Origin of the sequence: Limosilactobacillus rudii (assembly GCF_014145455.1) — a bacterium.
Taxonomy (GTDB): Bacteria; Bacillota; Bacilli; order Lactobacillales; family Lactobacillaceae; genus Limosilactobacillus; species Limosilactobacillus rudii.
Map to the genome: position 1 here is coordinate 18,082 of NZ_JACIVB010000033.1, position 21,902 is coordinate 39,983.

21 protein-coding genes are annotated in these 21,902 nt (G+C 37.3%); 13 read left to right on the forward strand and 8 right to left on the reverse strand.

All coding sequences use genetic code 11. The annotated features are described in order from the left end of the window. Positions 1–136 precede the first annotated feature (136 nt). On the forward strand, positions 137–955 hold the full coding sequence (locus H5S39_RS01985; protein WP_182595384.1) for a glycosyltransferase family 8 protein: 819 nt from the start codon (positions 137–139) through the stop codon (positions 953–955). Positions 956–1,016: 61 nt separating this feature from the next. Here the strand turns inward: H5S39_RS01985 and H5S39_RS01990 are convergent, their stop codons facing one another. Together H5S39_RS01990 and H5S39_RS01995 are read right to left on the reverse strand one after the other, a co-directional pair. Then, complete coding sequence (locus H5S39_RS01990; protein WP_182595383.1) at positions 1,017–1,628, reverse strand: endonuclease III domain-containing protein; 612 nt, start codon at positions 1,626–1,628, stop codon at positions 1,017–1,019. A 34-nt stretch (positions 1,629–1,662) separates the two neighbouring features. Beyond that, on the reverse strand, positions 1,663–2,463 hold the full coding sequence (locus H5S39_RS01995) for an alpha/beta hydrolase (protein ID WP_231832898.1): 801 nt from the start codon (positions 2,461–2,463) through the stop codon (positions 1,663–1,665). A 208-nt stretch (positions 2,464–2,671) separates the two neighbouring features. Between H5S39_RS01995 and H5S39_RS02000 the strand changes: the two genes are divergently transcribed. Beyond that, positions 2,672–3,196 carry a GNAT family N-acetyltransferase gene (locus H5S39_RS02000; RefSeq protein ID WP_182595381.1) on the forward strand — a complete coding sequence of 175 codons (525 nt, stop codon included), beginning with the start codon at positions 2,672–2,674 and terminating at the stop codon, positions 3,194–3,196. 47 nt (positions 3,197–3,243) lie between these two features. Here H5S39_RS02000 and H5S39_RS02005 read toward each other — a convergent pair whose 3' ends face one another. The 6 genes from H5S39_RS02005 to H5S39_RS02030 all read right to left on the reverse strand — a co-directional run bounded on the left by H5S39_RS02005 (position 3,244) and on the right by H5S39_RS02030 (position 9,106). Further along, on the reverse strand, positions 3,244–3,729 hold the full coding sequence (locus H5S39_RS02005; RefSeq protein ID WP_182595380.1) for a prolyl-tRNA synthetase associated domain-containing protein: 486 nt from the start codon (positions 3,727–3,729) through the stop codon (positions 3,244–3,246). Between the two features lie 10 nt (positions 3,730–3,739). Next, positions 3,740–5,083, reverse strand: a complete 1,344-nt coding sequence (locus tag H5S39_RS02010) for a PFL family protein (protein ID WP_182595379.1) — start codon at positions 5,081–5,083, stop codon at positions 3,740–3,742. 18 nt (positions 5,084–5,101) lie between these two features. Beyond that, entirely contained in the window at positions 5,102–5,368 is a 267-nt protein-coding gene (locus tag H5S39_RS02015; protein ID WP_182595378.1) for an ACT domain-containing protein, read from the reverse strand. Between the two features lie 291 nt (positions 5,369–5,659). Then, a complete protein-coding gene (locus H5S39_RS02020; RefSeq protein ID WP_182595377.1) occupies positions 5,660–6,550 on the reverse strand; it encodes an aldo/keto reductase in 891 nt (296 codons plus the stop codon). 138 nt (positions 6,551–6,688) lie between these two features. Next, entirely contained in the window at positions 6,689–7,813 is a 1,125-nt protein-coding gene (locus H5S39_RS02025; protein ID WP_182595376.1) for a glycoside hydrolase family 88/105 protein, read from the reverse strand. A gap of 12 nt (positions 7,814–7,825) precedes the next feature. Continuing rightward, entirely contained in the window at positions 7,826–9,106 is a 1,281-nt protein-coding gene (locus H5S39_RS02030; protein WP_182595375.1) for a glycoside hydrolase family 28 protein, read from the reverse strand. Between the two features lie 317 nt (positions 9,107–9,423). On the opposite strand from H5S39_RS02030, the gene H5S39_RS02035 reads away from it, so the two are divergent. The 11 genes from H5S39_RS02035 to H5S39_RS02085 all read left to right on the forward strand — a co-directional run bounded on the left by H5S39_RS02035 (position 9,424) and on the right by H5S39_RS02085 (position 21,892). Then, entirely contained in the window at positions 9,424–10,983 is a 1,560-nt protein-coding gene (locus H5S39_RS02035) for an MFS transporter (protein ID WP_182599955.1), read from the forward strand. Positions 10,984–11,069: 86 nt separating this feature from the next. After that, positions 11,070–11,288, forward strand: coding sequence for a hypothetical protein (locus H5S39_RS02040; protein WP_182595373.1), 219 nt, complete (start codon positions 11,070–11,072; stop codon positions 11,286–11,288). A gap of 5 nt (positions 11,289–11,293) precedes the next feature. Then, positions 11,294–11,812, forward strand: coding sequence for a pectinesterase family protein (locus H5S39_RS02045; protein ID WP_182595372.1), 519 nt, complete (start codon positions 11,294–11,296; stop codon positions 11,810–11,812). Positions 11,813–11,950: 138 nt separating this feature from the next. After that, positions 11,951–12,961, forward strand: a complete 1,011-nt coding sequence (locus H5S39_RS02050) for a LacI family DNA-binding transcriptional regulator (protein ID WP_182595371.1) — start codon at positions 11,951–11,953, stop codon at positions 12,959–12,961. Between the two features lie 221 nt (positions 12,962–13,182). Further along, positions 13,183–14,655, forward strand: coding sequence for a glycoside-pentoside-hexuronide (GPH):cation symporter (locus H5S39_RS02055; RefSeq protein ID WP_231832896.1), 1,473 nt, complete (start codon positions 13,183–13,185; stop codon positions 14,653–14,655). A 50-nt stretch (positions 14,656–14,705) separates the two neighbouring features. Then, complete coding sequence (gene uxaC / locus H5S39_RS02060) at positions 14,706–16,175, forward strand: glucuronate isomerase (protein ID WP_182595369.1); 1,470 nt, start codon at positions 14,706–14,708, stop codon at positions 16,173–16,175. Positions 16,176–16,239: 64 nt separating this feature from the next. After that, entirely contained in the window at positions 16,240–17,442 is a 1,203-nt protein-coding gene (locus H5S39_RS02065) for a condensation domain-containing protein (RefSeq protein WP_182595368.1), read from the forward strand. A 217-nt stretch (positions 17,443–17,659) separates the two neighbouring features. Continuing rightward, positions 17,660–17,839: a hypothetical protein gene (locus H5S39_RS02070; RefSeq protein WP_182595367.1), complete on the forward strand. Its 180-nt coding sequence runs from the start codon at positions 17,660–17,662 to the stop codon at positions 17,837–17,839. Positions 17,840–18,103: 264 nt separating this feature from the next. Then, positions 18,104–19,525, forward strand: coding sequence for a tagaturonate reductase (locus H5S39_RS02075; RefSeq protein WP_182595366.1), 1,422 nt, complete (start codon positions 18,104–18,106; stop codon positions 19,523–19,525). Positions 19,526–19,529: 4 nt separating this feature from the next. Beyond that, positions 19,530–20,996: a UxaA family hydrolase gene (locus H5S39_RS02080; RefSeq protein WP_182595365.1), complete on the forward strand. Its 1,467-nt coding sequence runs from the start codon at positions 19,530–19,532 to the stop codon at positions 20,994–20,996. Positions 20,997–21,010: 14 nt separating this feature from the next. After that, positions 21,011–21,892 carry an aldose 1-epimerase family protein gene (locus H5S39_RS02085; RefSeq protein ID WP_182595364.1) on the forward strand — a complete coding sequence of 294 codons (882 nt, stop codon included), beginning with the start codon at positions 21,011–21,013 and terminating at the stop codon, positions 21,890–21,892. Positions 21,893–21,902 lie beyond the last annotated feature (10 nt).

The following is a 21,902-nucleotide window of genomic DNA, read 5'->3' on the forward strand; positions in this document are numbered from 1 at the left end:
AACCATAAATTCGATTAATTATATCATATCCCCGCTATTTTTTAATTTTTAAATAAGAAAATTAATTTCAACGATAAGACGGCACATCTCCTGATAATCTCAGGTAAAATAATCCTTATATGAGGTGAGATTAATAATGAACTTATTATTTTCGATTAACGATAAATTTGTTACACAGTTGGCGACTGTCCTACTTTCAATCAAACTCAATACTAGACAGCAAGAGTTTAATGTTTATGTATTGCAAAAAGGGAAACTACAACAAACTGCTAAATTAGAGCAATTTTGTAACCAACTAAATATGCACTATCATCCGGTAGTAGTAGATGATACCTTATTTCGTGAGGCACCGGTTACTGACCGTTATCCAACAACCATTTATTATCGACTGTTTGCACACGAGCTACTGCCAACAAGTATCCATAAGATTTTATACCTAGATGCGGATGTTTTATGTGTCAATGATCTAACGAGCCTTTATAACGTTCCGTTAAATGACTACTTATATGCTTCTGCAATTCACACCAATCTTACCAATACAACTGATGTCATTAATAAGATTAGACTGCAAAATTTTGATGCAGATGGCTATTATAATTCAGGAGTACTATTGATGAACTTGGACAATATTCGTAAAAAAGTGCAGGCAAAGGATATCTTTGAGTATATCCAAAGTCACATGCTTTTATTACCAGATCAAGATATCCTTAATGCTCTTTATGGACGTGATATTAAATCAGTTCCAGACCAGTTATATAATTTTGATACAAGAAAGGGAACGATTTATGAAACAATCTCATTTGGGGAATGGACGACTGATTGGGTATTGAAAAATACGGTTATCCTGCATTATTGTGGTCATGATAAGCCGTGGTTACCCGATAAGAATAAGGGACGTTACACTGCACTTTATAAAAATTACTTTCAGATGACTAAGCGAATCTTGAATAACTAATAAAAGCATCGTGCTAGTGAATGGTTTTCATAACACGATGCTTTTACTCGATTAATAAGGGTCATTTCAAAATTAACTCATCATGAGCTAAAAAGCTTTTATTAAACTTAGTCTGGGGATGAAAGTAGACTTTGCCGAATTCATCAATTAATCCATGGAAATCTTTTGCCATTTCAATCGTAAAGTCATTGTTTAACTGGTATCTTTTAGCAAGGCTACGATAATCGGTTAAGTTTTGAACACCCAGAAGTGTAAAAAGGGTCCGCGCATATTTATCACTGATAAAAGTCGGAACTTCAAAGACGTAAGTTAACAATACATCAGCCGTTTCCTCACCAACGCCGTGCAATTGAAGAAGGTGGTGCCGTAAGTCAGTACCAAATATACTTTTTATGGCAGAATAGTCAAAATTATATTTATCAAGCCATGAAAAAATATTGTAGATTGCCTTGCTTTTATTACGGAAAAAGCCAGCTGGACGGACCGCATTTTGTCGTTCTTCATTTGTCATTGCAAGGATTGAAGAAGGTTTAAAATCAGTTTGATTCTTAAATAATAACCGTGCGTGATCAGCATTTTGCCAGTTTGTATTCTGGATCAGGATTGCATCAACAATAATTTCTTCCTTTGACTCAGCAGGCCACCACCCCGAGGGGCCCATATTTTGGTGCATTTTCCAATAAAGTTCTTAAACAGTTAGTTTCATTTTACTTTCCCCAGAAGAATTTGATTAAAATTTTATTGACTTGCGGACTATGGTGAAGTAGTTCGTGTTTCGCATCTGGCCCAGTAATTTTAATTTCACGATAAGAACGGGTGCGGTTATTAATAAGGTATTTAAGTGACTGACACGAAGCGTTTGATACTTGACTATCATTGCCATCCTTTAGGTCTCCGTATATATTTAAGAGCTTGATTTGAGTTGGGTAACGGTGGCGGAGTGGTAGGAGCTTTTGATATGTGTCGTTCATTGAAGATGGTTTTCCTGTCTTTTTATTGATTGTCAAACTAGCCGGTTCATTCCAGCCAATTGCACCATCAAATGTTCCAGCCATTGCTACTTGTTTTTGAATTTGCGGTAGATTATGATTACCAGCATTTGCTAGTAGGTAGTACATAACCGCCATATTTCCCATTGAATGAGCTTCGATATTTACTTTTTTGAAATGATATTGCGCTTGTAATTCTTCAAGAACATTTTTGACCCATTGTCCCTGAAGTGCGTAATCTGTTGTTCGACTATTATCAAAATTAACCATTACTAAAGGGTTAATTGCATTATGAGCAATCTTTCCCTTGAGTGTGACAGTTCCGTTGCTTGCAACATCAGCAGTGATAACTGTTTTGGATACCCCGGCTTTAACGAAACCGTTGACCATATATTTTTCGGCATGAGCCCCGCTTCCGTAACCATGAAAGAAAAGAGTAGGAGTAGTGGAATGGACATATTTACTAGAAACATCGGCATGGACGATTGTTCCTGTGAGGCCGACACATACAGTTGCCATCAGGAGAATAATTAGTGATATTAAATTAATTTTTTTAAGCTTGATCATTTTAACGCCTTCTTTTATTGTTTGGTGTTATCATAGCATATTGAAGGACTAACTTTTAATAATTAATAGTTGTATTTAAATCATAAAGTATGTTACATTATTAAAGTTGTTAAACGAATAACACATTTAATTAGTGATAATGAGAAGGGAAGGTAATACGATGCAAATCAAACAAGCCAAAATGGATGATTTAAATCAAATTATGGAAATTCTGCGAGATGGTCGAAACCAATTAGCTGAGCAAGGGATTGATCAATGGCAGGGCGATTACCCGAACGAAGAACATATTAAAGAAGATATTGAGAAGGGTTTTGCATACCTTGTTGATTCAGATGATGATGAGACTGTTGGGGCACTATCAATTGTTGAAGCACCAGACCACTCATATGACGAGCTTCATGGGGATTGGTTAATTGATACTGATAAATATGTTGTTATTCACCGAGTAGCAATTCATTCTAACCATGCTGGTAAGGGATATGCTTCTCAGTTGTTCACTAGCGTAATTGACTACATTAAGAAGAATCGGACAGATATTAAGTCGATTCGGATTGATACCCATGTTGATAACAAGATTATGCAACACTTAATTGCTAAGAACGGCTTTACTAAAGTTGGCGAACTTCATGGGGTTTACCGTCCTGAAGAAAATTCGTACGTATACGCCCTTTTAACAGGTAACTAAAATCAAAAAATCAAGTCAGCATTTTTGTGTTGGCTTGATTTTTGATTTTAAAAGTTAATAATATGGACCTGATTACCGTGATGCTTAATTACCTTAAGTAGATCAGTACCATCAAGCCAAATAGTTGCGGTGTTAGTGTTAGGGTGGACCGCAATTAGTGGCTGATTTTCAAAATACGAGTCCAAATAAAAACTGACACGACATTCTTGATCGTTTAGCAGGCCCAGTGGTGTCACAGAACCTGGTAAAAGATTTAATATTTGCCGGAGATCATCAGGCGATGCAAATGATAATCGGCGGGTATTATTTGCCTGTCGAAATTGCTTCAAATCAACCCGTTTGTCGCCCTTAACGGTTAAAAGATAATAATTACGTTTCTTATCATCACGGATAAATAAATTCTTAGCATCAGCTTCTGGGTGAGGCAGCTTTACTTTTTGTACATCATCCATTGTGAAGACAGCCTTATGATGTACTATCTGATAATTAATGCCCAATTTTGTTAAATAAGAAAGTGTTTCTTGTTCATCCATTAGAGTATCCCTAGTTCTTAAAACTATGAACTGGTGCGGGAATTAAGCCCCCGCGTTTAATCATGGCAGTACTTGCAGCTTTATTAACAGCCATTACAGGAGCGTGTCCGAGTAAACCGCCAAATTCAACCGTTTCGCCCACTTTTTTACCAGGAGCAGGAATGACACGGACCGCGGTTGTCTTATTGTTAATCATCCCGATGGCCGCCTCATCAGCAATCATTGCGCTAATTGTTTCTTTGGGTGTATCACCGGGAATAGCAATCATGTCGAGACCAACCGAGCAAACAGCAGTCATTGCTTCAAGCTTGGAAATATTTAACGTTCCAGCATTAACTGCTTTAATCATTCCGGCGTCTTCAGAGACGGGGATGAATGCACCTGAAAGCCCTCCAACATGACTACATGCCATAATTCCACCTTTTTTAACGGCATCATTAAGCATTGCCAAGGCAGCAGTAGTACCATGTGTTCCAACTTGGGAAACACCGATCTCTTCTAATACTTCCGCAACCGAATCACCTGCAGCCGCGGTTGGCGCCAGTGAAAGGTCGACAATACCGAACTGGACGCCCAGTTTTTCAGCGGCGAGGGTGCCGACTAATTGTCCCATTCGGGTAACTTTAAAGGCAGTTTTCTTGATTGTTTCTGCCACTACGTCCATTGACTCTCCCTTAACTTTTTCGAGGGCTGTCTTAATTACACCAGGACCAGATACACCAACATTAATTACCACGTCAGGTTCGCTAACCCCATGAAAACCGCCAGCCATGAAGGGATTATCCTCAACTGCATTACAAAAAATTACTAGTTTTGCGTTAGTCATTATGTCCCGTTTTGAACCTTCAACAACGACTTCTCCCATTTTAGCAACAGCGTCCATATTAATTCCGCTTCTGGTAGAACCAACGTTTACTGAAGCACAGACAAAATCGGTTTCAGCTAATGCTTCCGGTAATGAGGAAATAAGGGTACGGTCACCGGTTTGATAGCCTTTTTGAACGAGTGCACTGTAACCCCCAATAAAGTCAATCCCTAATGTCTTCGCTGCTTTGTCCAGTGTTTTCGCGTATTTAACATAATCATGATCATGAGAAGCAGCCGCAATCAACGAAATTGGAGTAACCGTGACCCGCTTATTAGCAATGGGAATTCCATACTCACTTTCAATTTGCTGACCAACCTTAACAAGATCGCGTGCTTTTGTTGTGATTTTATCATAAATTTTTTGACAGGCGATGTCGCTATCACTATCAATACAATCAAGTAATGAAATCCCCATTGTAATTGTTCGTACATCAAGGTTTTCATTCGAAATCATATGACTAGTTTCATATATTTGCTGAGAGTTCATTAATATCCGCTCCTTAGATTAAAGGCTGTGCATTGCATCGTATATCTTGGCATTTCGAAGATTGATTTCTACACCGATTTTTTTACCGAGGGTAGTTAATTCAGTGTTCAATTCGTGACTATCAAGGTTAGTAGGTACCATTACTGACATCATCATGACAAAATTATTATCCATAATTGTTTGAGAAACGTCTAAAATGTTAATCCCTTTTTGTGCAAGAAAGGTGCTAACCTGTGCAATGATCCCAACTTGATCTTCTCCCAAAACAGTTAATACGGCTTTCATGTTCATATCCTCACTTTCATTTAGTTCTTATAATTCTAATACAATAAGAGGGTGATTACCAGCTAATATTCGCCTTTTACAAATAACATTCAAAATGTTGGGCGAAAATAAAGCGTGAAATAGGTAAAAGGCGATTTAAATAGCTGAAATAAATAAAAATGACAAAAAATAGCTTTTAGCCAATTTCCGTCATTTCTTGAGTTTTCATAAGCATAGTTAGCAAGTTACTATAATTTACTTTGAAGTGGTACAAAAATGGTACGTTTTAGTAATAATTAATTTAATTATACTTTAAAACGCCCCTGGCTTAGCAATATAGTCATCAACACCGTCAGGATTACCCGACCACTTAAACTTGTCATACCAAATAGCATGTTTTTCTTGATCTAATTGATTAATACTTTCTATCTCGCTGTCAGTTAATGCAAAATTAAAAATATTAGCATTTTCCCGCATTCTTTGTGGATGGGTCGTCTTTGAAAGAATAACAAAATTTTGTTGGACCTCCCAGCGGAGAATGACCTGCGCAGGGGTTTTATGATGTTGTTTGGCAATCTTAGTAATAACATCATTTGTTAGGAGTCGTCCATTTCCTAGTGGGGACCATGCTTCAAGTTGAATATTTTGCTTATGGCAAAAGTCAACAATTTCTGGTTGGTGGATAAGGGGGTTAAATTCAATTTGATTTACAGCAGGGGTAACTTTGGCGTGTGCTAGTAGGTCGGTCATTCGTTCAACGTTAAAGTTGCAAACACCAATTGCTTTTGCTTGTCCGTCCGCATAGATATCCTGCAGTGCCCGCCAACTTTCATTATATTTGTTGTTTACTGGCCAGTGGAGAAGGAGAAGGTCGACATAATCAGTTTGAAGCTTTTTAAGTTGAAGATTAAAAGCTTTTCGTAGTTTATCATAATCTCCTTGGTCACCATTAAATATTTTAGTTGTCAAAAAAATACTATTTCTTTGACGGTCTGTTGCTGCTAGCCCTTCTTGGATTCCGTGACCAACAGCCTCTTCATTGCCATACTGTTTGGCAGTATCAATAAGTACATAATCATTTTCAATGGCGTTCTTTACCATTTGTTGTGTTTCGTTTAGCGAGGTTTTCCAAACGCCTAGGCCAAGTTGGGGAATAAGTAATCCGTTATTTAGTTTAATTTTAGGTTGAAAATTTTGATTCATTTGATCGAACGCTCCTTTCACTTAATAATTATAGCAGTCATTTATTATTTAGAATCAAATAAGGCTATGAGCTGATTTTGGTTATGGAATAACAAAAAGTTCGAAGCCAGTTTTAACTTACTTCGAACTAATCTTAGTTTATTTATAGTAATGGTACATTTCGTTTGCAAGCATAATGAAAGGACCAGTACCCTTATGATCATTTGAGACAATTGGTTCACTCATGTAATAGGCAAAAGAGCCGTCGCGGTGATTGGGACCGCCTAGGCCGCCGACGTGAGCAATCTTATTAACGTTAACGTAACCTTCATTGGTAATGGAGATAAATTGCTTTAGGGCATTTTCCCATCCTTTAATTAAGAATTGCTGCCAGTTGTCACTAGTTAGGTAACCCATTCGTAGTGATTTTGCAATAGCATTAAGAATCATTAAACTCCCAGAAGATTCTAAATAGTTCATTGGTCGACTACCTTCGTCAGGAATTTGATACCAGAGATTAGTAGCCGGGTCAGCAATTTTTCTCAATGCGGTTAACAGATTATTGAGATTCTGCAAGATTTGCTTTCTGCCGGTGCTGTTTTTAGGCAGGTGCTCTATAACATCGGTCATTGCCATTACGTACCATCCAATACTCCGAAGCCAGAAGTGAGGGGAATGACCATTTGTCTTATTAGCCCAATACATATTTTTAGACTCATCAACGGCATGATAGCATAGGCTGGTGTCTTCGTCTAAGGATATATCATATGATTTAAGAAATTGATGGATTACATCATCATATATAGGGTCGTCTTGAAAGCTTTCTAAATATTCAGCATAGAAGACGTCAGCCATGTATACTCCGTCTAGCCACACTTGATTAGGATAACTCTTTTTATGCCAAAAAAGGTTACTTGAAGTTCTTGGTTGATTCTTTAATTGCTGGAATTGTCTATCTAATACTTTTTTATATTTTTCATCTTTAGTCAATTTATAGAGCCTTAAGAGTACTTTTCCATTATTGATATCATCTAGGCGGAATAGGCTAGTATCATAGCCTTTTACATCACCATTTTCATTTATATAGGTATCAAAGTAATGCTTAATATAATCTAAATAAGAACTATTATGAGTTCTTTCGTAAACATCCATAACGCCATCAAGCATTAAGCCATCCTCATATTCCCATTTTCCTTTTAAATTTACTTCCGGTTCTCTTTTTAACAGCGTTTCAACTGTTTGTACTGCCCAGTCATCTGCTGGTGTGCCATATTCTTTAGTCATAGTGGAATCTCCTTATAGGTTGAGAGTCAAATTTTCATTAGCAGTATTATGGAAGACTGCTGGATCATCGTTGTTTGACATTGTGATATTGGTTAATTCGCAGTCTTTAGTATTTTCGATGAAGAAGCCCTTTTGGGTTAGTTTTGGTGCATCTGCAAACATAGCTGGTTCTGCTGGTACGCAACCTGAATCAAAGTAGAAGGAACTATTTGAAATGCTTACATCTTCTATTGGCATTTCAGGTAAACCGTAAATTAAGCCAGCGCAAGATCTAATATGCATCACACTAAGTTGAGAGATGCGAACGTGCTTAATAGCTGGGGTTATCGCTGAGACAGGATGAGGCTCCTTATCCCAGACAATTTTATCCTTGCCTTTTTCACCACAGAAATAGTAAAGATTCATTACTATTGGACAAAGAATGTTGTTCATCGAAATATTAGCTATTACTATATTTTCGATAGTGCCACCTCTACCACGACGAGTCTTAAACCTAATTCCTCGGTCAGTATTAGTAAATGTGCAATTATTAATGACAATATTTCGAATATCGCCACTCATTTCGCTTCCGAGAACAACTCCTCCATGTCCGTGAAGCATATTGCAGTTTGAAATAACAACATTTTCACAGGAAAGCTTTTGCATTGCGTCTTCGGTCCCTGCTTTTATAGCGATGCAATCGTCACCAACATCAAAAACAGAATTAACAATACGAAGATTTTGACAAGACTCTGGATCGATACCGTCTGTATTAGGGGAGTCAGAAGGATTTTTTACGTAAATACCATCAATTAAACAATCATGACAGTCAAAAGGATGTAATGTCCATGATGGCGAGTTAATAAATTGCAAGTCTTTTATTTTTATGTGGTGAGAGTGTTCAATTGAAAGGAGATAAGGACGGGCATGGGGAACTTGCTTATTTTTCTTACGAAACTCTTCCCACCACGAAAAACCGTTTCCGTTAATAACTCCTGTACCATCGATAATTATATTATTAACATGATCACCAAAGAGGCAAGCGCGATATAGAGACGTCTCACGTCCTTCCCACCGAGAAGTAATAACTGGGTAATCCTGACGATCATCAGAAAAAACGAGTTTTGCATTTGCTTCGATTGTCAAATGCAAATTACTACAAAGTTGGAGTGCGCCAGTATAAAAGGTCCCCCCAGATAAAATTAAATGACCGCCATTATTATTTTTAAGTTGGTTAATAGCTTTTTGTATATATTGTTTATCTTCATTTTGATTGCTAGCCAGAAGAATTAGTGGCTGTTCACCGACAATCATATTATTAACCTCCATGAGTTTATCGTTAACATTTTATTATCTAAAGCGCTTTCATAGATTATTGTAAAGAATTGATCATAGTATGTCAATTTTAGGCAAAAAACTATAATAAAAAATTTTAAATACGGCTTAACCGTTGATTCTAAAGGGATTCTTCACTATTTTTTAGAAAGCGCTTTCATAAATTCATTGATTAACAAAAGCATTGGTTGTATATTGAAGGCGTGGATGTTAACGCTAACATCTAATATCTAATATTTATATTTCCTTATTCAGTTTCTGCAATCATTTCGTTTATTCACTATGGAGGGATAAATATGTCTTCGAATGGGTCTGCTGCCAGTTCACCTTCTGGCAAACATAGGATTACGATTATTACAAAGCTTGGCTATGGTTTTGGTAACTTTATCGGTGGTGGAGCATTGTCAATTTCTTCTGCCTGGTTACTATTCTTCTACACTACCTTTTGTAACCTTCCAGTTTGGCAAGGAACATTGATATTTACAATTGGTACTTACTTGGATGTTATTGAGAACCCGCTAATGGGTTACATAACTGATAACTTTAATAACACTCGTACCGGCCGAAAATTTGGTCGACGTCGTTTCTTTATTCTCTTGACTGTACCGTTAATGTTTTGGTACCCCCTGTTATGGCAAACTGGTAAGTCATTTGCGTATTATTTAATTACTTACTTGGTATACGAATGGTTCTATACAATGTTTAATGTTCCGTTCAAGACTTTACCGGTTGAAATGACCAAGGATTATACTGAACGTTCACAACTGACTGGATTTATGTCAGTCTTTGGTAAAGTTGCTGGTTTTGTTACTTCTGCTTTACCAGGTGTATTCTTTGTCTTAATGGGTAAGAATAATCCTCATTCTTACCAGATGGCAGTATTGACATATGCTGCTGTTATGGCTCTAGCTGCTTTATGTGTATACCTTGTTACTTGGGAATTGCCGGTTGATGAAGTTAAGTCTGAACATGTTAATGGCTTCTGGGATGGATTTAAAAAGATTTTTGTTGATATTGTTTCGACTATGCGGAATAAGAGTTTCCGTTGGCATATCGGAATGTATGCCTTTGGGTTCGGTGGTGAATGGCTTTTCGCTGCCACCAACACATATTTCTTCATTTTTGTTTTAGCACAGACAAATGTCTTTGTTTCAGAAATTAATTCAATCAATAATATTTTACAATTAATTTCAACATTCTTTATTATGTGGGTATTTGCAAAGTATGGTAAAGCTTCAAAACCTTACATGTTAGCATTAACAACTGTTATTGTTTCGATGATTGCTTGGTGTTGTGTTTGGTTTGCCGGAGCAACTTCAATGACATGGCTGATCTTTGCTATTAGTATTGTTTATGGCCTTGGTACTGGTGCTGTTTACTACATTCCATGGGCTAATTACTCATATATGGCTGATGTCGATGAGGCCATTACTAACCGGCGTCGTGAAGGTATTTACTCTGGTGCTATGACAATGATGGGTAAAATTATGCGTGCTACCATCATGCTTATCCTTGGATTTGTCCTTACAGAAACTGGATTTGTTAAGGGACGTGCAACTCAGCCATTAAGTGCTCAATGGGGAATTGTATTAATTCTCTTAGTTGGTGTTTGCGGCCTTGAAGTTCTTGGTATTTGGAGTTCTAAGCACATGCATGTTAACCGTGATACCTTAAAGATTTTAAACGATGAAACTAAACGTCGTCATGAAGGTGGAAAACCCGAAGATGTTGATCCTAAGACTAAAGCGGTTGTTGAAGACCTTACCGGATTTAAGTATGATCAATGCTATGGTAATAATAATGTTGGTTATCAAGAAAAATCAGATTCTGTTAACCAAGTTTCGACTTTTCATTAATTAAGGGATAAGATTAAACATTAAAATAGTGATTGAAAGTTGGGTTTAAGAAGAGAACTCAACTTTTTTGTTAATGGAGTGAGCTCATGATAGTTATTAATATTTTTCCTAATCAAAGAATTCAAAGTATCTTAGATAAATTTCAAAAGGTTATCTTATCATCGGAAAAGGTAATTATTAATATTCATGCAGGAATTTATAACCAACGTGTTCATATTATCGGTAATAATGTTGAAATTTTGGGTCACGGAATAGTTATTATTAATAATAGCTTGGGAGCCAAACAATTAGGACATAATGTCTAGGACCTGTGATTAAGATAAATAGGGATAAAACAATAACTGATACTCCTGTAAAAAGAAAACGGGGAAAAACAAGGTATATTTTTCAAAAATGTACTATTCAAGGAAATGTTGATTATATCTTTGGCGGCGGTAGTGCATTATTCGTGGAATGTATCATAAATAGTATTTATAGTGATGAGGGTGAGAGTTATATTTGTGCGCCATGTACTAGTCATTTAAGAGCATATGGTTTTGTTTTTTATCACTGTAAGATTAACTGTGATGATAGTCAACAAAATAATTATCTGGGACGACCATGGAGAGAATTTGCCAAAGCTTATTTTATTAATTGTGATATGTCAGCAAACTTACTTGAAAATGGATGGCATTATTGGGGTGATGATCCAGCCTCTGTACAAAAGGCTGATTTTAGAGCTTATCAGGCTAATACCAAATTGATTGATCAATATTGGGCAATATCTTCGAAAAATATACCAACGGAATTAATAGCTTCTCTTCAACGATATTTTAATATTAATCTTTAATAATCATAAATTATATTCACGTGAACATTCTGTCATTAAAGGATTAATTTAAAAACACAATCCATTAATATTGATAAGCAATATCATCTTTTGTTATTATTTACACTAACAACATATCTAATTGAGGGGGAATGGATTATGAATGATAAAGTTACAATAAAAACGATTGCTAAAATCGCTAATGTTTCGCATACGACTGTCTCACGAGCGTTGAATGACAGTCCTTTAGTGAAAGAGAAAACTAAGAAAGAAATTCATGAGATTGCTGAAAGATTAAATTATTCGCCAAATTTGAACGCTAAGGCTTTAGTTGAACATCGATCTTTCATTATTGCGGTTTATTTTACAGACCTAAATAGTGGAACCTCACCAAGTTTCATGTCAGAAATGCTTCACCAGATAAAAGAAATGCTACCTAAAGGGTATGAGATTGCGGTAGATAGTTTTGCAAGTTTACGTCAGTCAAAGCAAGCAATAAATTTACGGTTTGATGGGGCATTAGTTGTTAGTCAATCGTCGACTGATGATGTCTATATTGAACAGTTGGCCAATACGGGTAAACCAGTTGTTATTTTAAATCGAAAGGTAGAACGAACGGATCTCTTTAATTATGCGTCGGATGATTATTCTGGGACAGTTACCGCAGTCGAGTACTTATTAAGGATGGGACACCGAAGAATTGGAATTATTTCTGGTAAAGAAGAATTTACATCGTCGCAAAATCGGCTAGCCGGTTTTGTAGATACATTACAAAAGCACGGTATTTCGCTAAATAACAAGTGGGTAGTAGCTGGTGATTATAGCGTAAAGTCAGGTTATAATGCGATGGAGAAAATTTTAAATCTTGGTGAGCTCCCAACATGTGTTTTTGCTTCCAATGACGATATGGCAATGGGAGCCATGCGCGCCTGTGAAGATTATGGCTTTAGTGTGCCAGAACAAATCTCATTCATGGGTTTTGACGATAGTTCATATTCAAATTACTGCATTCCACGCTTGACTACCATCAAGAAGCCAATGCGTGAAATCACAAACAATGGAATTAAAACATTAAATGATCTAATTAATAATCAAAGTCCTAAAACGGTGCAATCACTGAACATAAAGCCATCTTTAGTCGTTCGTGAATCCGTAAAAAAACTAAATTAGTTATTTTTTTCACAAAAGTTGTTAACGTTTTCAAAAAGATGTGGTATTATAACAAGTGTTAAGGAAATCGCTTTCGAAATTGAAATGATAGAACTTCCTTAGCGATTGCAATCATTCACAGTAATTACTGTTTATAAAGTTGCGTAGAGGCAGCTTTTAATTTTATTTGTAAATGTTCACGTGTGCGTTATGCTCTTGATAATTTAAGGGAGGTCATGCTGTTGGATACCACATCTGTTAAAGACTCAACCGTAAAAGATTCAGCCAATAGTAAAGTTGCTAAAACTGACAACTTTAATAAGCAGATTCCAACCCATCAAAAAATTTTCTATGGTTTTGGTGATTTTGGTAACGGATTTATGTTTGACTTAGGTCAAGCTTACCTGACTAAGTTCTGGATTGATGCTGCAGGAATCGGTGCTGGTGCTGTTGCAGGAATCTTTGCATTTACTAAGATTTTTGATGCTTTCATGGACCCAATTGCTGGTTCGTTTGTCGATGGTCGGAAGAATATTGGTAAACGGGGGAAATTCCGCCCTGTTATGATGGTTTCAGCAATTATTTTGGGAATTATGACGGTGGTTACCTTCACGATGCCGATGGGACTGACGACCACCCAAAAGATCATCTATGCTTATGCTGTTTATATGATCTGGGGAGTTGTTTATTCGTTTACTAATGATCCGTATGGGTCGCTAGCGTCGGTCATGTCGCGGAATCCACAAGACCGAAGTTTCATGGCGACTACTCGTCAAGTTGGTTCTGTTGGTGCACAGTTTATTGCCGGGGTTGCCTTTATTCCATTAATGGAACTTGTCGGTGGTGGTATGAGTAGCAAAGATCAACTTCACGGTTACTTCTTTGCTGCAGCGGTATTTGCTGTTATCGGTGTTGCAATGTTTGCTGTTTGTTATTTAGGAACCAAGGAAAATGTTAAAGTTCACCGTGACAAGAATGCCAAACGAGAAGGGTTCAAAGATTATATCAAAGTTGTATTTACTAATGGACCGCTTGGTGCCTTGATTTTAATGACATTGTTCACGATTTCAGCAATGAATACTAATAACCAAATGATGGTATTCTATGCTCAATATAATTTAGGTAACATTGGACTACAGCCAGTTATTAATGCTGTAATGATGGGCTGCTCGATTGTTGGTGTCTTTATGATTCCAGCATTAACAAAACGCTTTGGTCAAAAGCGGACGGCGATGTGGTCATTTGTTGTCGGTGCAATTGCTAATATTTTGAATTTCTTCTTACCAAGTAACGTAATCACTTTCATTGTTTTAGTTACGATTGGTTATACTGCCTTAGCAATTCCTAATGGTATTACCTGGGCGATGGTTTCTAACGCGATTGATTATGGTGAATGGCATACTGGAATGCGAAAAGAAGGTATTACCTATGCAGCCTTCAACTTCTCGCGTAAGATTGCGCAATCAATTGCGGCATTGGTAAGTGCTGGTGTATTAGCAGTTACCGGTTATGTTGCTAATGCGCACCAAACTGCTCGTACCCTTCAAGGTATCAAGGCAGCGATGACGCTTTATCCAGGTTTCTGCTTGATTATGGCCGCAATTATTATTGGTTTCTTATATAAAATCAGTGATAGTAAATTTAAGCAAATTGCTACTGACCTTGATAATGGTAAGTGGGAACATGGTGTTATTGGTGACGAAGATGTCAAATAGTTTGGTTTTGTCGTCCAGTAAGGATCAGATTTTATGAGGAGGAATCTATCATGACATTACTTGATAAGAATTTTTTGTTAACTAATGAATGGGGTAAAAAGTTATTCTTTGACTATGCTAAGGACATGCCAATCATTGACTTTCACTGTCATTTAAATCCAGAAGAAATTTATGAAAACAAAAATTATGCCAACATTACACGGGTATGGATCAACGAAGACCACTATGGTGACCACTACAAGTGGCGCTTGATGCGGGCAAACGGTGTTCCAGAAGACCTAATTACTGGTGATGCTGATGACTATGAAAAGTTCTTAGCCTGGGCTGGAACAATCGAAAAGGCAGTTGGTAACCCGGTTTATGAATGGACGCACCTCGAACTTCGGCGGTTCTTTGGTATCGATGAACCTTTGACAAGAAAGAACGCTCCAGAAGTTTGGAAAAAAGCCAATGCGCTTTTGCAAACGGATGATTTTAAGCCTCGTAACCTTATTAAGCTTTCTAATGTTAAGGCTGTCTGCACAACTGATGATCCTGCATCAGATCTTCATTACCACAAATTATTAAAGAAAGATGAACGGGAAAATGGCTTCCGAACATTACCAGCAATGCGGCCAGACAACTTAATTCAAATTAACAAGCCAACGTTTGCTGAATATATCAAGAAGCTTAGTGACGTTTCTGGTGTTAAGATTGAATCATTCCGTGATTTGATTAAGGCAATGGATCAACGGTTCCAATACTTTAATGAAATGGGCGGTCGTTTATCAGACCACTCGTTACTTACTTACCATTACGCTGAAGCAACAGATGATGAACTAGATGCAATCATGAAGAAGGCTGAGGCAAATGAAGAAGTAACGGGCATTGAATATGATAAGTGGTTGACGATGTTCCTTGAAGAAATGATGAAGTTGAACACTAAGTACAATTGGACAATGCAATTCCACATTAATTCAATTCGGGACCTTAACCATCCAATGTTCAAACAACTCGGTCAAGATACTGGTTATGATGCAATGGGAACTCAACCGGATATCGTATCACATATGCAAAAGCTATATACTAAGATGCGTGATACAAATGACATTCCAAAGACAATCTTCTACTCACTAAATCCTAATGACTGGATGCAGTTAGTAACATTAATGGGATGCTTCTTAGAAGGCGGTAAGCAACGGATGCAACTTGGTGCCGCATGGTGGTTTAACGATACTGCTGAGGGAATGACGACTCAATTACGTGATTTTGCTCAACAAAGTCTTTTACCTAACTTTGTCGGAATGCTCACTGACTCACGGAGCTTCCTTTCATATCCACGGCACGAATACTTCCGTCGTGTATTATGTAACTTTATTGGTAGCCTTGTTGAACAAGGACGGGCACCAGAAGACAAGGAATACCTTGGAAAGATTGTCCAAGATATTGCCTACAATAATGCTTATGAATACTTTGGCTTCTTTAGTGATGCTACACCAGAAGAATTATTTGATAAGCACGAAAATCCATTTCAATATTAATTAGATTTATAAGGAGCTGTAATAAATGTTAAATTACGGCTCCTTTTTGTTAGGGGTGATTAAAATGAAGTATCCAGGAGAGCCACTCAATATTTTACATACAATTGGGTTAAAAGAACTATATCCAATTATTAGGATTAGTTTTACGGTTAAGGGTAATTTTGACGTGAACCGGTTTAAACAGGCAATCATGTTAACGGAAAAGGTTGTTCCAGAGCTATTTTGTAAGTACTCTTTAACTGATAACTCATTTATTCCTGTTACTGATGACTTAGAAGGTGTTCTTTTTATTGGCATCGATCCTGATATTGATAGCGAGCGATGGGATCTTTTTGCGGACCCTCAACTGCGAATTTATTTAAACCACAATCGGGTGACAATCTATCTTAGCCATATTCTGACTGATGGTGCTGGCGGAAAGCAATTCCTGTACTTACTTGCAAAAGCGTATAACGAAGGGGTGGTTGATAATTGTCAGAATCATCAAGATATTGACTGGCTACGTAAACTTTTGGCTGAGCACCCAGTAAAGGTTGATCATAGGGTTGACCATCCGACTCAACCACTCAGTTTGCCTAAATTAGCGGACGATGACCAGCAATCTCGGCGAACGCTAGCAATTAATTTAACTCCTGCTGAAGGAAAAGAACTAATAAAGGCTGCCCATCATGAAAAAGTTACATTAAATGACCTATTTATGGCAGCATTCGGTCAGGCAATTCAGCGCTATTCCGACGCCAACTCAATTTCATTGGCGTGTCCGACTGATATGCGCCAATTTATTCCTAAAAAAGGACAGTTACGCATTGCGAATCATACTTCCCGTTATAATATTTCGGTCCGATCGAAATTAAGTGCGCCCTTTGAAAAGCTAGTCTGGTCAATTCACCAGGCAATGCAAGAAAATAAAGATAATTTTCAGTGTTTTCAATCAGTTAAATCGCTAATTGATAATTATGATAAGTATTCGCTTAGTGAATTGCAGCAAACCGTTGAAGATAACTACCATGTGCGTAATATTTCGTATACCAATTTTGGTATTATTGATGACCACCAATTTCACTTTAATGGTTGTTCCATTGAGGATTTCTATATGCTAGGGACATACCGCCGATATCCAATGTTCCAGGTTGCTGTTAGTACTTATCGAAACCGAATTACATTTGCATTTGCGATGGTTGGTACGGATCAAGAAGAGCGTTTTGGTAGGGCAATAATGATGACGATGGTTGATTTGCTAAGAAATTATACAGAGAAGTTTGGCTAGTTTAAGTACGGCTCCCAGAAATAGGGAGTCTTTTATTTTAAGAAAGGATTGACTAAAAGCAGAGTAGTGGTTACAATTCTAGTATACTAATATATCAGTTATTAAAACGTTTTATATAATAAAAGAATATTTTCCTCTTGCATATAGGAATATATGTAGTAGAATACATGGTGTTGATGTATTGTTCACGTGAACATAAGGAAGAGGAGAATGTTATATGAGTTTAATTAAAAGTTTGATTGTTGTAGTTGTTGCCAGCGTACTATTAGCAGGCGGTGTAAGCGCAAGTTCGATTTATGCTACCAATAAAAATGCTAATAGTCACGACATTAGTTACCAGATGACAAACATTGTGAATAAAAATAAAGAAACAATTGATTACCAATTAAATAAATAGGTTAACCCTTGGAGGCTAGCGTTTAGATAGCCTTTTTCTTTTAAAAAGACTTGATCAATTTTGTACAAACTTCCAAATACTATTGAAAGTTTCACGTTAACATTCTATAATAAAAACAGATTGATAGCGCATTCATCAACTGTAGTAATTATAATAATGAGTACGTCTTCAATGCACAGCTTAATTTGCGAGGAATTACACATCTTCTCACTGTTGTTTTAGCAAATTAGACGAACTATACAGTTAATTTTGGAGGGTTTCATCATGGAAAGTCTTAATAATAGTTTTCGTAAATTACCACAATATCCTAACAAAGTGATCCAATTCGGTGAAGGTAACTTTTTACGTGCTTTTATCGATTGGCAAATTCAACAAATGAATAAGCAAGGATTGTTTAAGGGTGGCGTTCAAGTAGTGCAGCCACTACCAACTGGCCGGGTAAAGGAACTTGATGCTCAAGACGACCTTTACACTGTCTTATTGGAAGGAATTCTTGATGGTAAGAAAGTACAAAGTCATGAAATTATTGAGTCTATCAATGGGACTGTTAACCCATATACTGAATATGATAAATATATGGCATTAGCTGAGGATGATAATATTGAAGTTATTTTCTCCAATACTACCGAAGCTGGGATTGCATTTGACGAAAATGATACCCTTGACAAGATTAAGCAGGGAGAAAAGAGCTCTTATCCAGCTAAATTAACAGCCTTACTCTATCATCGCTTTGAACTTGGTAAGAAAGGCTTTCATATTATCCCATGTGAGCTAATTAACCACAATGGTGATGCCCTTAAGAAGACAATTTTACAATACGCTGACTTATGGAACCTTGGCGAAGATTTTGTAAATTGGATTAACAATGACAATGAATTCTACTCAACATTGGTTGACCGAATTGTCCCTGGTTATCCACGTGATCGGGCAAAGGACCTTGAAGCGGAATGGGGATACAAGGACCAAAACATGGTCAAGACAGAACCATTCCTAATCTTCGTAATCGAAGGGAATAAGGATATTGAAAAAGTACTCCCACTCAAGGAAGCAGGAATCAATCTTGTTGTTACTGATGATATGCAACCATACCGTAACCGGAAAGTATCCATTCTTAATGGACCACACACGACAATGTCACCAATTGGTCGGTTAGCTGGATTAGAAACAGTTGGTCAAGTAATGGCTGACCGTGATTTCTACCGCTTTATTGATGATGAAATGCATAAGGAAATCATTCCAGTTGTTCCACTACCAAAGGATGAACTTGAAAGTTACGCAAAGGGAATTCAAGAACGGTTTGAAAATCCATATGTAAAACACCAATTGAGTGCTTTAGCGCTTAATAGTATTTCAAAGTATCGCGCACGGTTGTTACCTAATTACAAGCGCTATTACGAAAAGTATGGGAAGTTGCCAAAACGGATGACCCTTGCGCTTGCTGCTTACTTATGGATTTACAATGGTAAGTCAGAATTTGACATCAATGACACTGCTGATATTGTTGCCGGATTTGAAAAGATTAAGGGTACTGACGATTACATTCATGCTGCGCTTTCTAACCCTGATTTCTGGGGTAAGGACCTCACGAAGATTCCGGGCTTAGAAGACCTAGTTACTAAGTATTACAATGAAATCGGCAACAAGGGAACTCGGCAAATTGTCCAGGAAATTAACGCAGAGGAGTAATCTTATGAAAAAGCTGCTTATCCTAAATTCAAATGATAACGTAGCCATTGCAACTACCGATATTTCGGCGCAGTCAACAATTAACATTGACAATAATAAATTGGTTATTCACGAAGATATTCCAGTTGGCAACAAAGTTTTATTGACTGATGCACAAGAAGGAACTACTATTATTAAATTTGGTCAGCCAATTGGTCAATTAACAACCAGTTTATCAGCTGGATCGTTAGTCAATAAGCGTAACTTAACGAGTGATGTTAGCGATACCGACGCAGTGAGTGCAGAAAGTATTGAGCTACCAAACTCAAATCAAAAGACTTTCATGGGTTACCGGCGGAAAAACGGTAAGGTTGGTATTCGTAACGACCTTTACATTGTGCCAACTGTTGGTTGCATTACTCCTTTAATGGACGTAATGGTGCAACAATTTAAAGCTAAGCACCCTGACAATGGCTCATTTGACAATATTATTCTCCTCAAACATCCATACGGGTGCTCTCAACTTGGTGATGACTTTGAGCAAACTAGACATATCTTGTGCGATGCCGCTCTTCATCCTAATGCGGGAGGAGTCTTAGTATTCGGCCTTGGTTGTGAAAATAACCAAATGGACGGAATGAAGGCCGAAATTGAGCAGATGGAAGGTATTGATAACCAACGAATGAAGTTCTTAGTTGCCCAAGAGGTAAAGGATGAATTTGCTAATGCTCAGCAGATGCTTGAAGAATTAAATGATGCGGCTGCAAATGATCACCGTGTTCCAGTGCCATTAAGTGAACTTAAAGTTGGACTACAAAGTGTTCGGCCTGATGGATTAAGTACAATCACTGCTGATCGATTAATTGCTGGTGTTTCTAGTTACATTACTGAAAATGGTGGAACCGTTACCTTGACTGGAATTCCGGCATTAGCAGGTGCTAAGCAGGAGATCATTAATCGCACTACTAATAAGCAGGCTGCTACACAAGTTGAAAAAATTTTTGACAATTTTAAGCAGTATTATGCTCACTTTGATACCGAAATGGCAAAAGAACCAACGGATGAAGAAGACAAGATTGGCATCTCAACTGCAAAAGAACGGGCATTAACAATTTTGCAACTTGCCGGCAATGGTGAAGTAAGTACCGCTGTGCCTTATGGTCAAAAATTAACTCAATCGGGAATTAATCTGATTGAAAGTCCTAATAACGACTTGATTGATTCTTCAGCAGAAGCTTCTGCTGATTGTCAAATGGTTATCGTAAGTACTGGAAAGGGAACGCCATATTCAACCTATGTGCCAACAATTAAGGTGTCGTCCAATACTGCTCTTGCTGAAAAGAAGCAGCGATGGATTGATGTTGATGGTGAAACAACAACAGCAGACCAACTACTAGACTATGTTTTAGCAGTAGCAAACGGTGAAAAGACAAGTAATGAAAAGACCGGTTTACATGGTTTAGCTATTTTTAAGATTGGTGTCACGGAATAAACGGGGGATCCAAAATGCAAATTATTGAAAATAGAGAGTTTCGTGCTGAAATCGACGAACACGGTGCTCAGTTGACCCATCTCTATAATAAGAAAGCTGACTTTGACTACATTTGGAATGGTCAAGAATGGGGTAAGCATGCTCCTGTTCTTTTCCCGGCAATTGGACGGTCAAATAAAGATCAATATGTTCTTAATGGTAAGACATACTCAATGCCTCAGCATGGTTTTGTTGCTGATGAAGATTTTACTGTTCGTACGCACGAACCTAATATTTTAACCCTAGTATTAAAAGCAAATGATCGTACGAAAGAGCTCTATCCGTTTGATTTTGAATTAGCAATTACCTTTACTTTATTAAGTACTGGATTATCATTAAGCTTTGAAGTTACTAATAAGTCGGCAGAGACAATGCCATTCTCGCTAGGATCGCATCCAGCATTTAATGTTCCAATCAATGGTGTTGGTAAATTTGATAATTACCGTGTGAGATTCACTAGCACAGATGATGATTTAAGTGTTTATGAAATAGTTAAAACTCCTGCGCCATACCGGACGGGAAAGCAGGAACCATTATTGAATTCTAGTGGAAATTTATTGGAACTTAATTATGAAACATTTAAACCTGGCTTGCGTATTATTACCAATTCAGGAATCAAGAGTGTAAAACTTTATTCACCGTTAACCAGTCACCAGATTCAACTTGACATCGATCAATTTAAGAATGTGTGCTTATGGACTAAGGAAGATGAAGATTGCTCTTTCTTATGTATTGAACCATTTAATGGCTTGCCTGATGTTTTAGGTGAACCAGTTGATTGGATGCAAAAAGAAGGCAATTTATTCCTTGATGCAAATAGTTCACAAGTTTATCAATACGAAATGCACTTATCGTAAAGAAGGAGAT

Coding starts and splice junctions, on each gene's coding strand:
- H5S39_RS01985 (WP_182595384.1), top strand. CDS start 137: ATGAACTTATTATTTTCGATTAACGATAAATTTGTTACACAGTTGGCG.
- H5S39_RS01990 (WP_182595383.1), bottom strand. CDS start 1,628: ATGCACCAAAATATGGGCCCCTCGGGGTGGTGGCCTGCTGAGTCAAAG.
- H5S39_RS01995 (WP_231832898.1), bottom strand. CDS start 2,463: ATGGCAACTGTATGTGTCGGCCTCACAGGAACAATCGTCCATGCCGAT.
- H5S39_RS02000 (WP_182595381.1), top strand. CDS start 2,672: ATGCAAATCAAACAAGCCAAAATGGATGATTTAAATCAAATTATGGAA.
- H5S39_RS02005 (WP_182595380.1), bottom strand. CDS start 3,729: ATGGATGAACAAGAAACACTTTCTTATTTAACAAAATTGGGCATTAAT.
- H5S39_RS02010 (WP_182595379.1), bottom strand. CDS start 5,083: ATGAACTCTCAGCAAATATATGAAACTAGTCATATGATTTCGAATGAA.
- H5S39_RS02015 (WP_182595378.1), bottom strand. CDS start 5,368: ATGAAAGCCGTATTAACTGTTTTGGGAGAAGATCAAGTTGGGATCATT.
- H5S39_RS02020 (WP_182595377.1), bottom strand. CDS start 6,550: ATGAATCAAAATTTTCAACCTAAAATTAAACTAAATAACGGATTACTT.
- H5S39_RS02025 (WP_182595376.1), bottom strand. CDS start 7,813: ATGACTAAAGAATATGGCACACCAGCAGATGACTGGGCAGTACAAACA.
- H5S39_RS02030 (WP_182595375.1), bottom strand. CDS start 9,106: ATGATTGTCGGTGAACAGCCACTAATTCTTCTGGCTAGCAATCAAAAT.
- H5S39_RS02035 (WP_182599955.1), top strand. CDS start 9,424: ATGTCTTCGAATGGGTCTGCTGCCAGTTCACCTTCTGGCAAACATAGG.
- H5S39_RS02040 (WP_182595373.1), top strand. CDS start 11,070: ATGATAGTTATTAATATTTTTCCTAATCAAAGAATTCAAAGTATCTTA.
- H5S39_RS02050 (WP_182595371.1), top strand. CDS start 11,951: ATGAATGATAAAGTTACAATAAAAACGATTGCTAAAATCGCTAATGTT.
- uxaC (WP_182595369.1), top strand. CDS start 14,706: ATGACATTACTTGATAAGAATTTTTTGTTAACTAATGAATGGGGTAAA.
- H5S39_RS02065 (WP_182595368.1), top strand. CDS start 16,240: ATGAAGTATCCAGGAGAGCCACTCAATATTTTACATACAATTGGGTTA.
- H5S39_RS02070 (WP_182595367.1), top strand. CDS start 17,660: ATGAGTTTAATTAAAAGTTTGATTGTTGTAGTTGTTGCCAGCGTACTA.
- H5S39_RS02075 (WP_182595366.1), top strand. CDS start 18,104: ATGGAAAGTCTTAATAATAGTTTTCGTAAATTACCACAATATCCTAAC.
- H5S39_RS02080 (WP_182595365.1), top strand. CDS start 19,530: ATGAAAAAGCTGCTTATCCTAAATTCAAATGATAACGTAGCCATTGCA.
- H5S39_RS02085 (WP_182595364.1), top strand. CDS start 21,011: ATGCAAATTATTGAAAATAGAGAGTTTCGTGCTGAAATCGACGAACAC.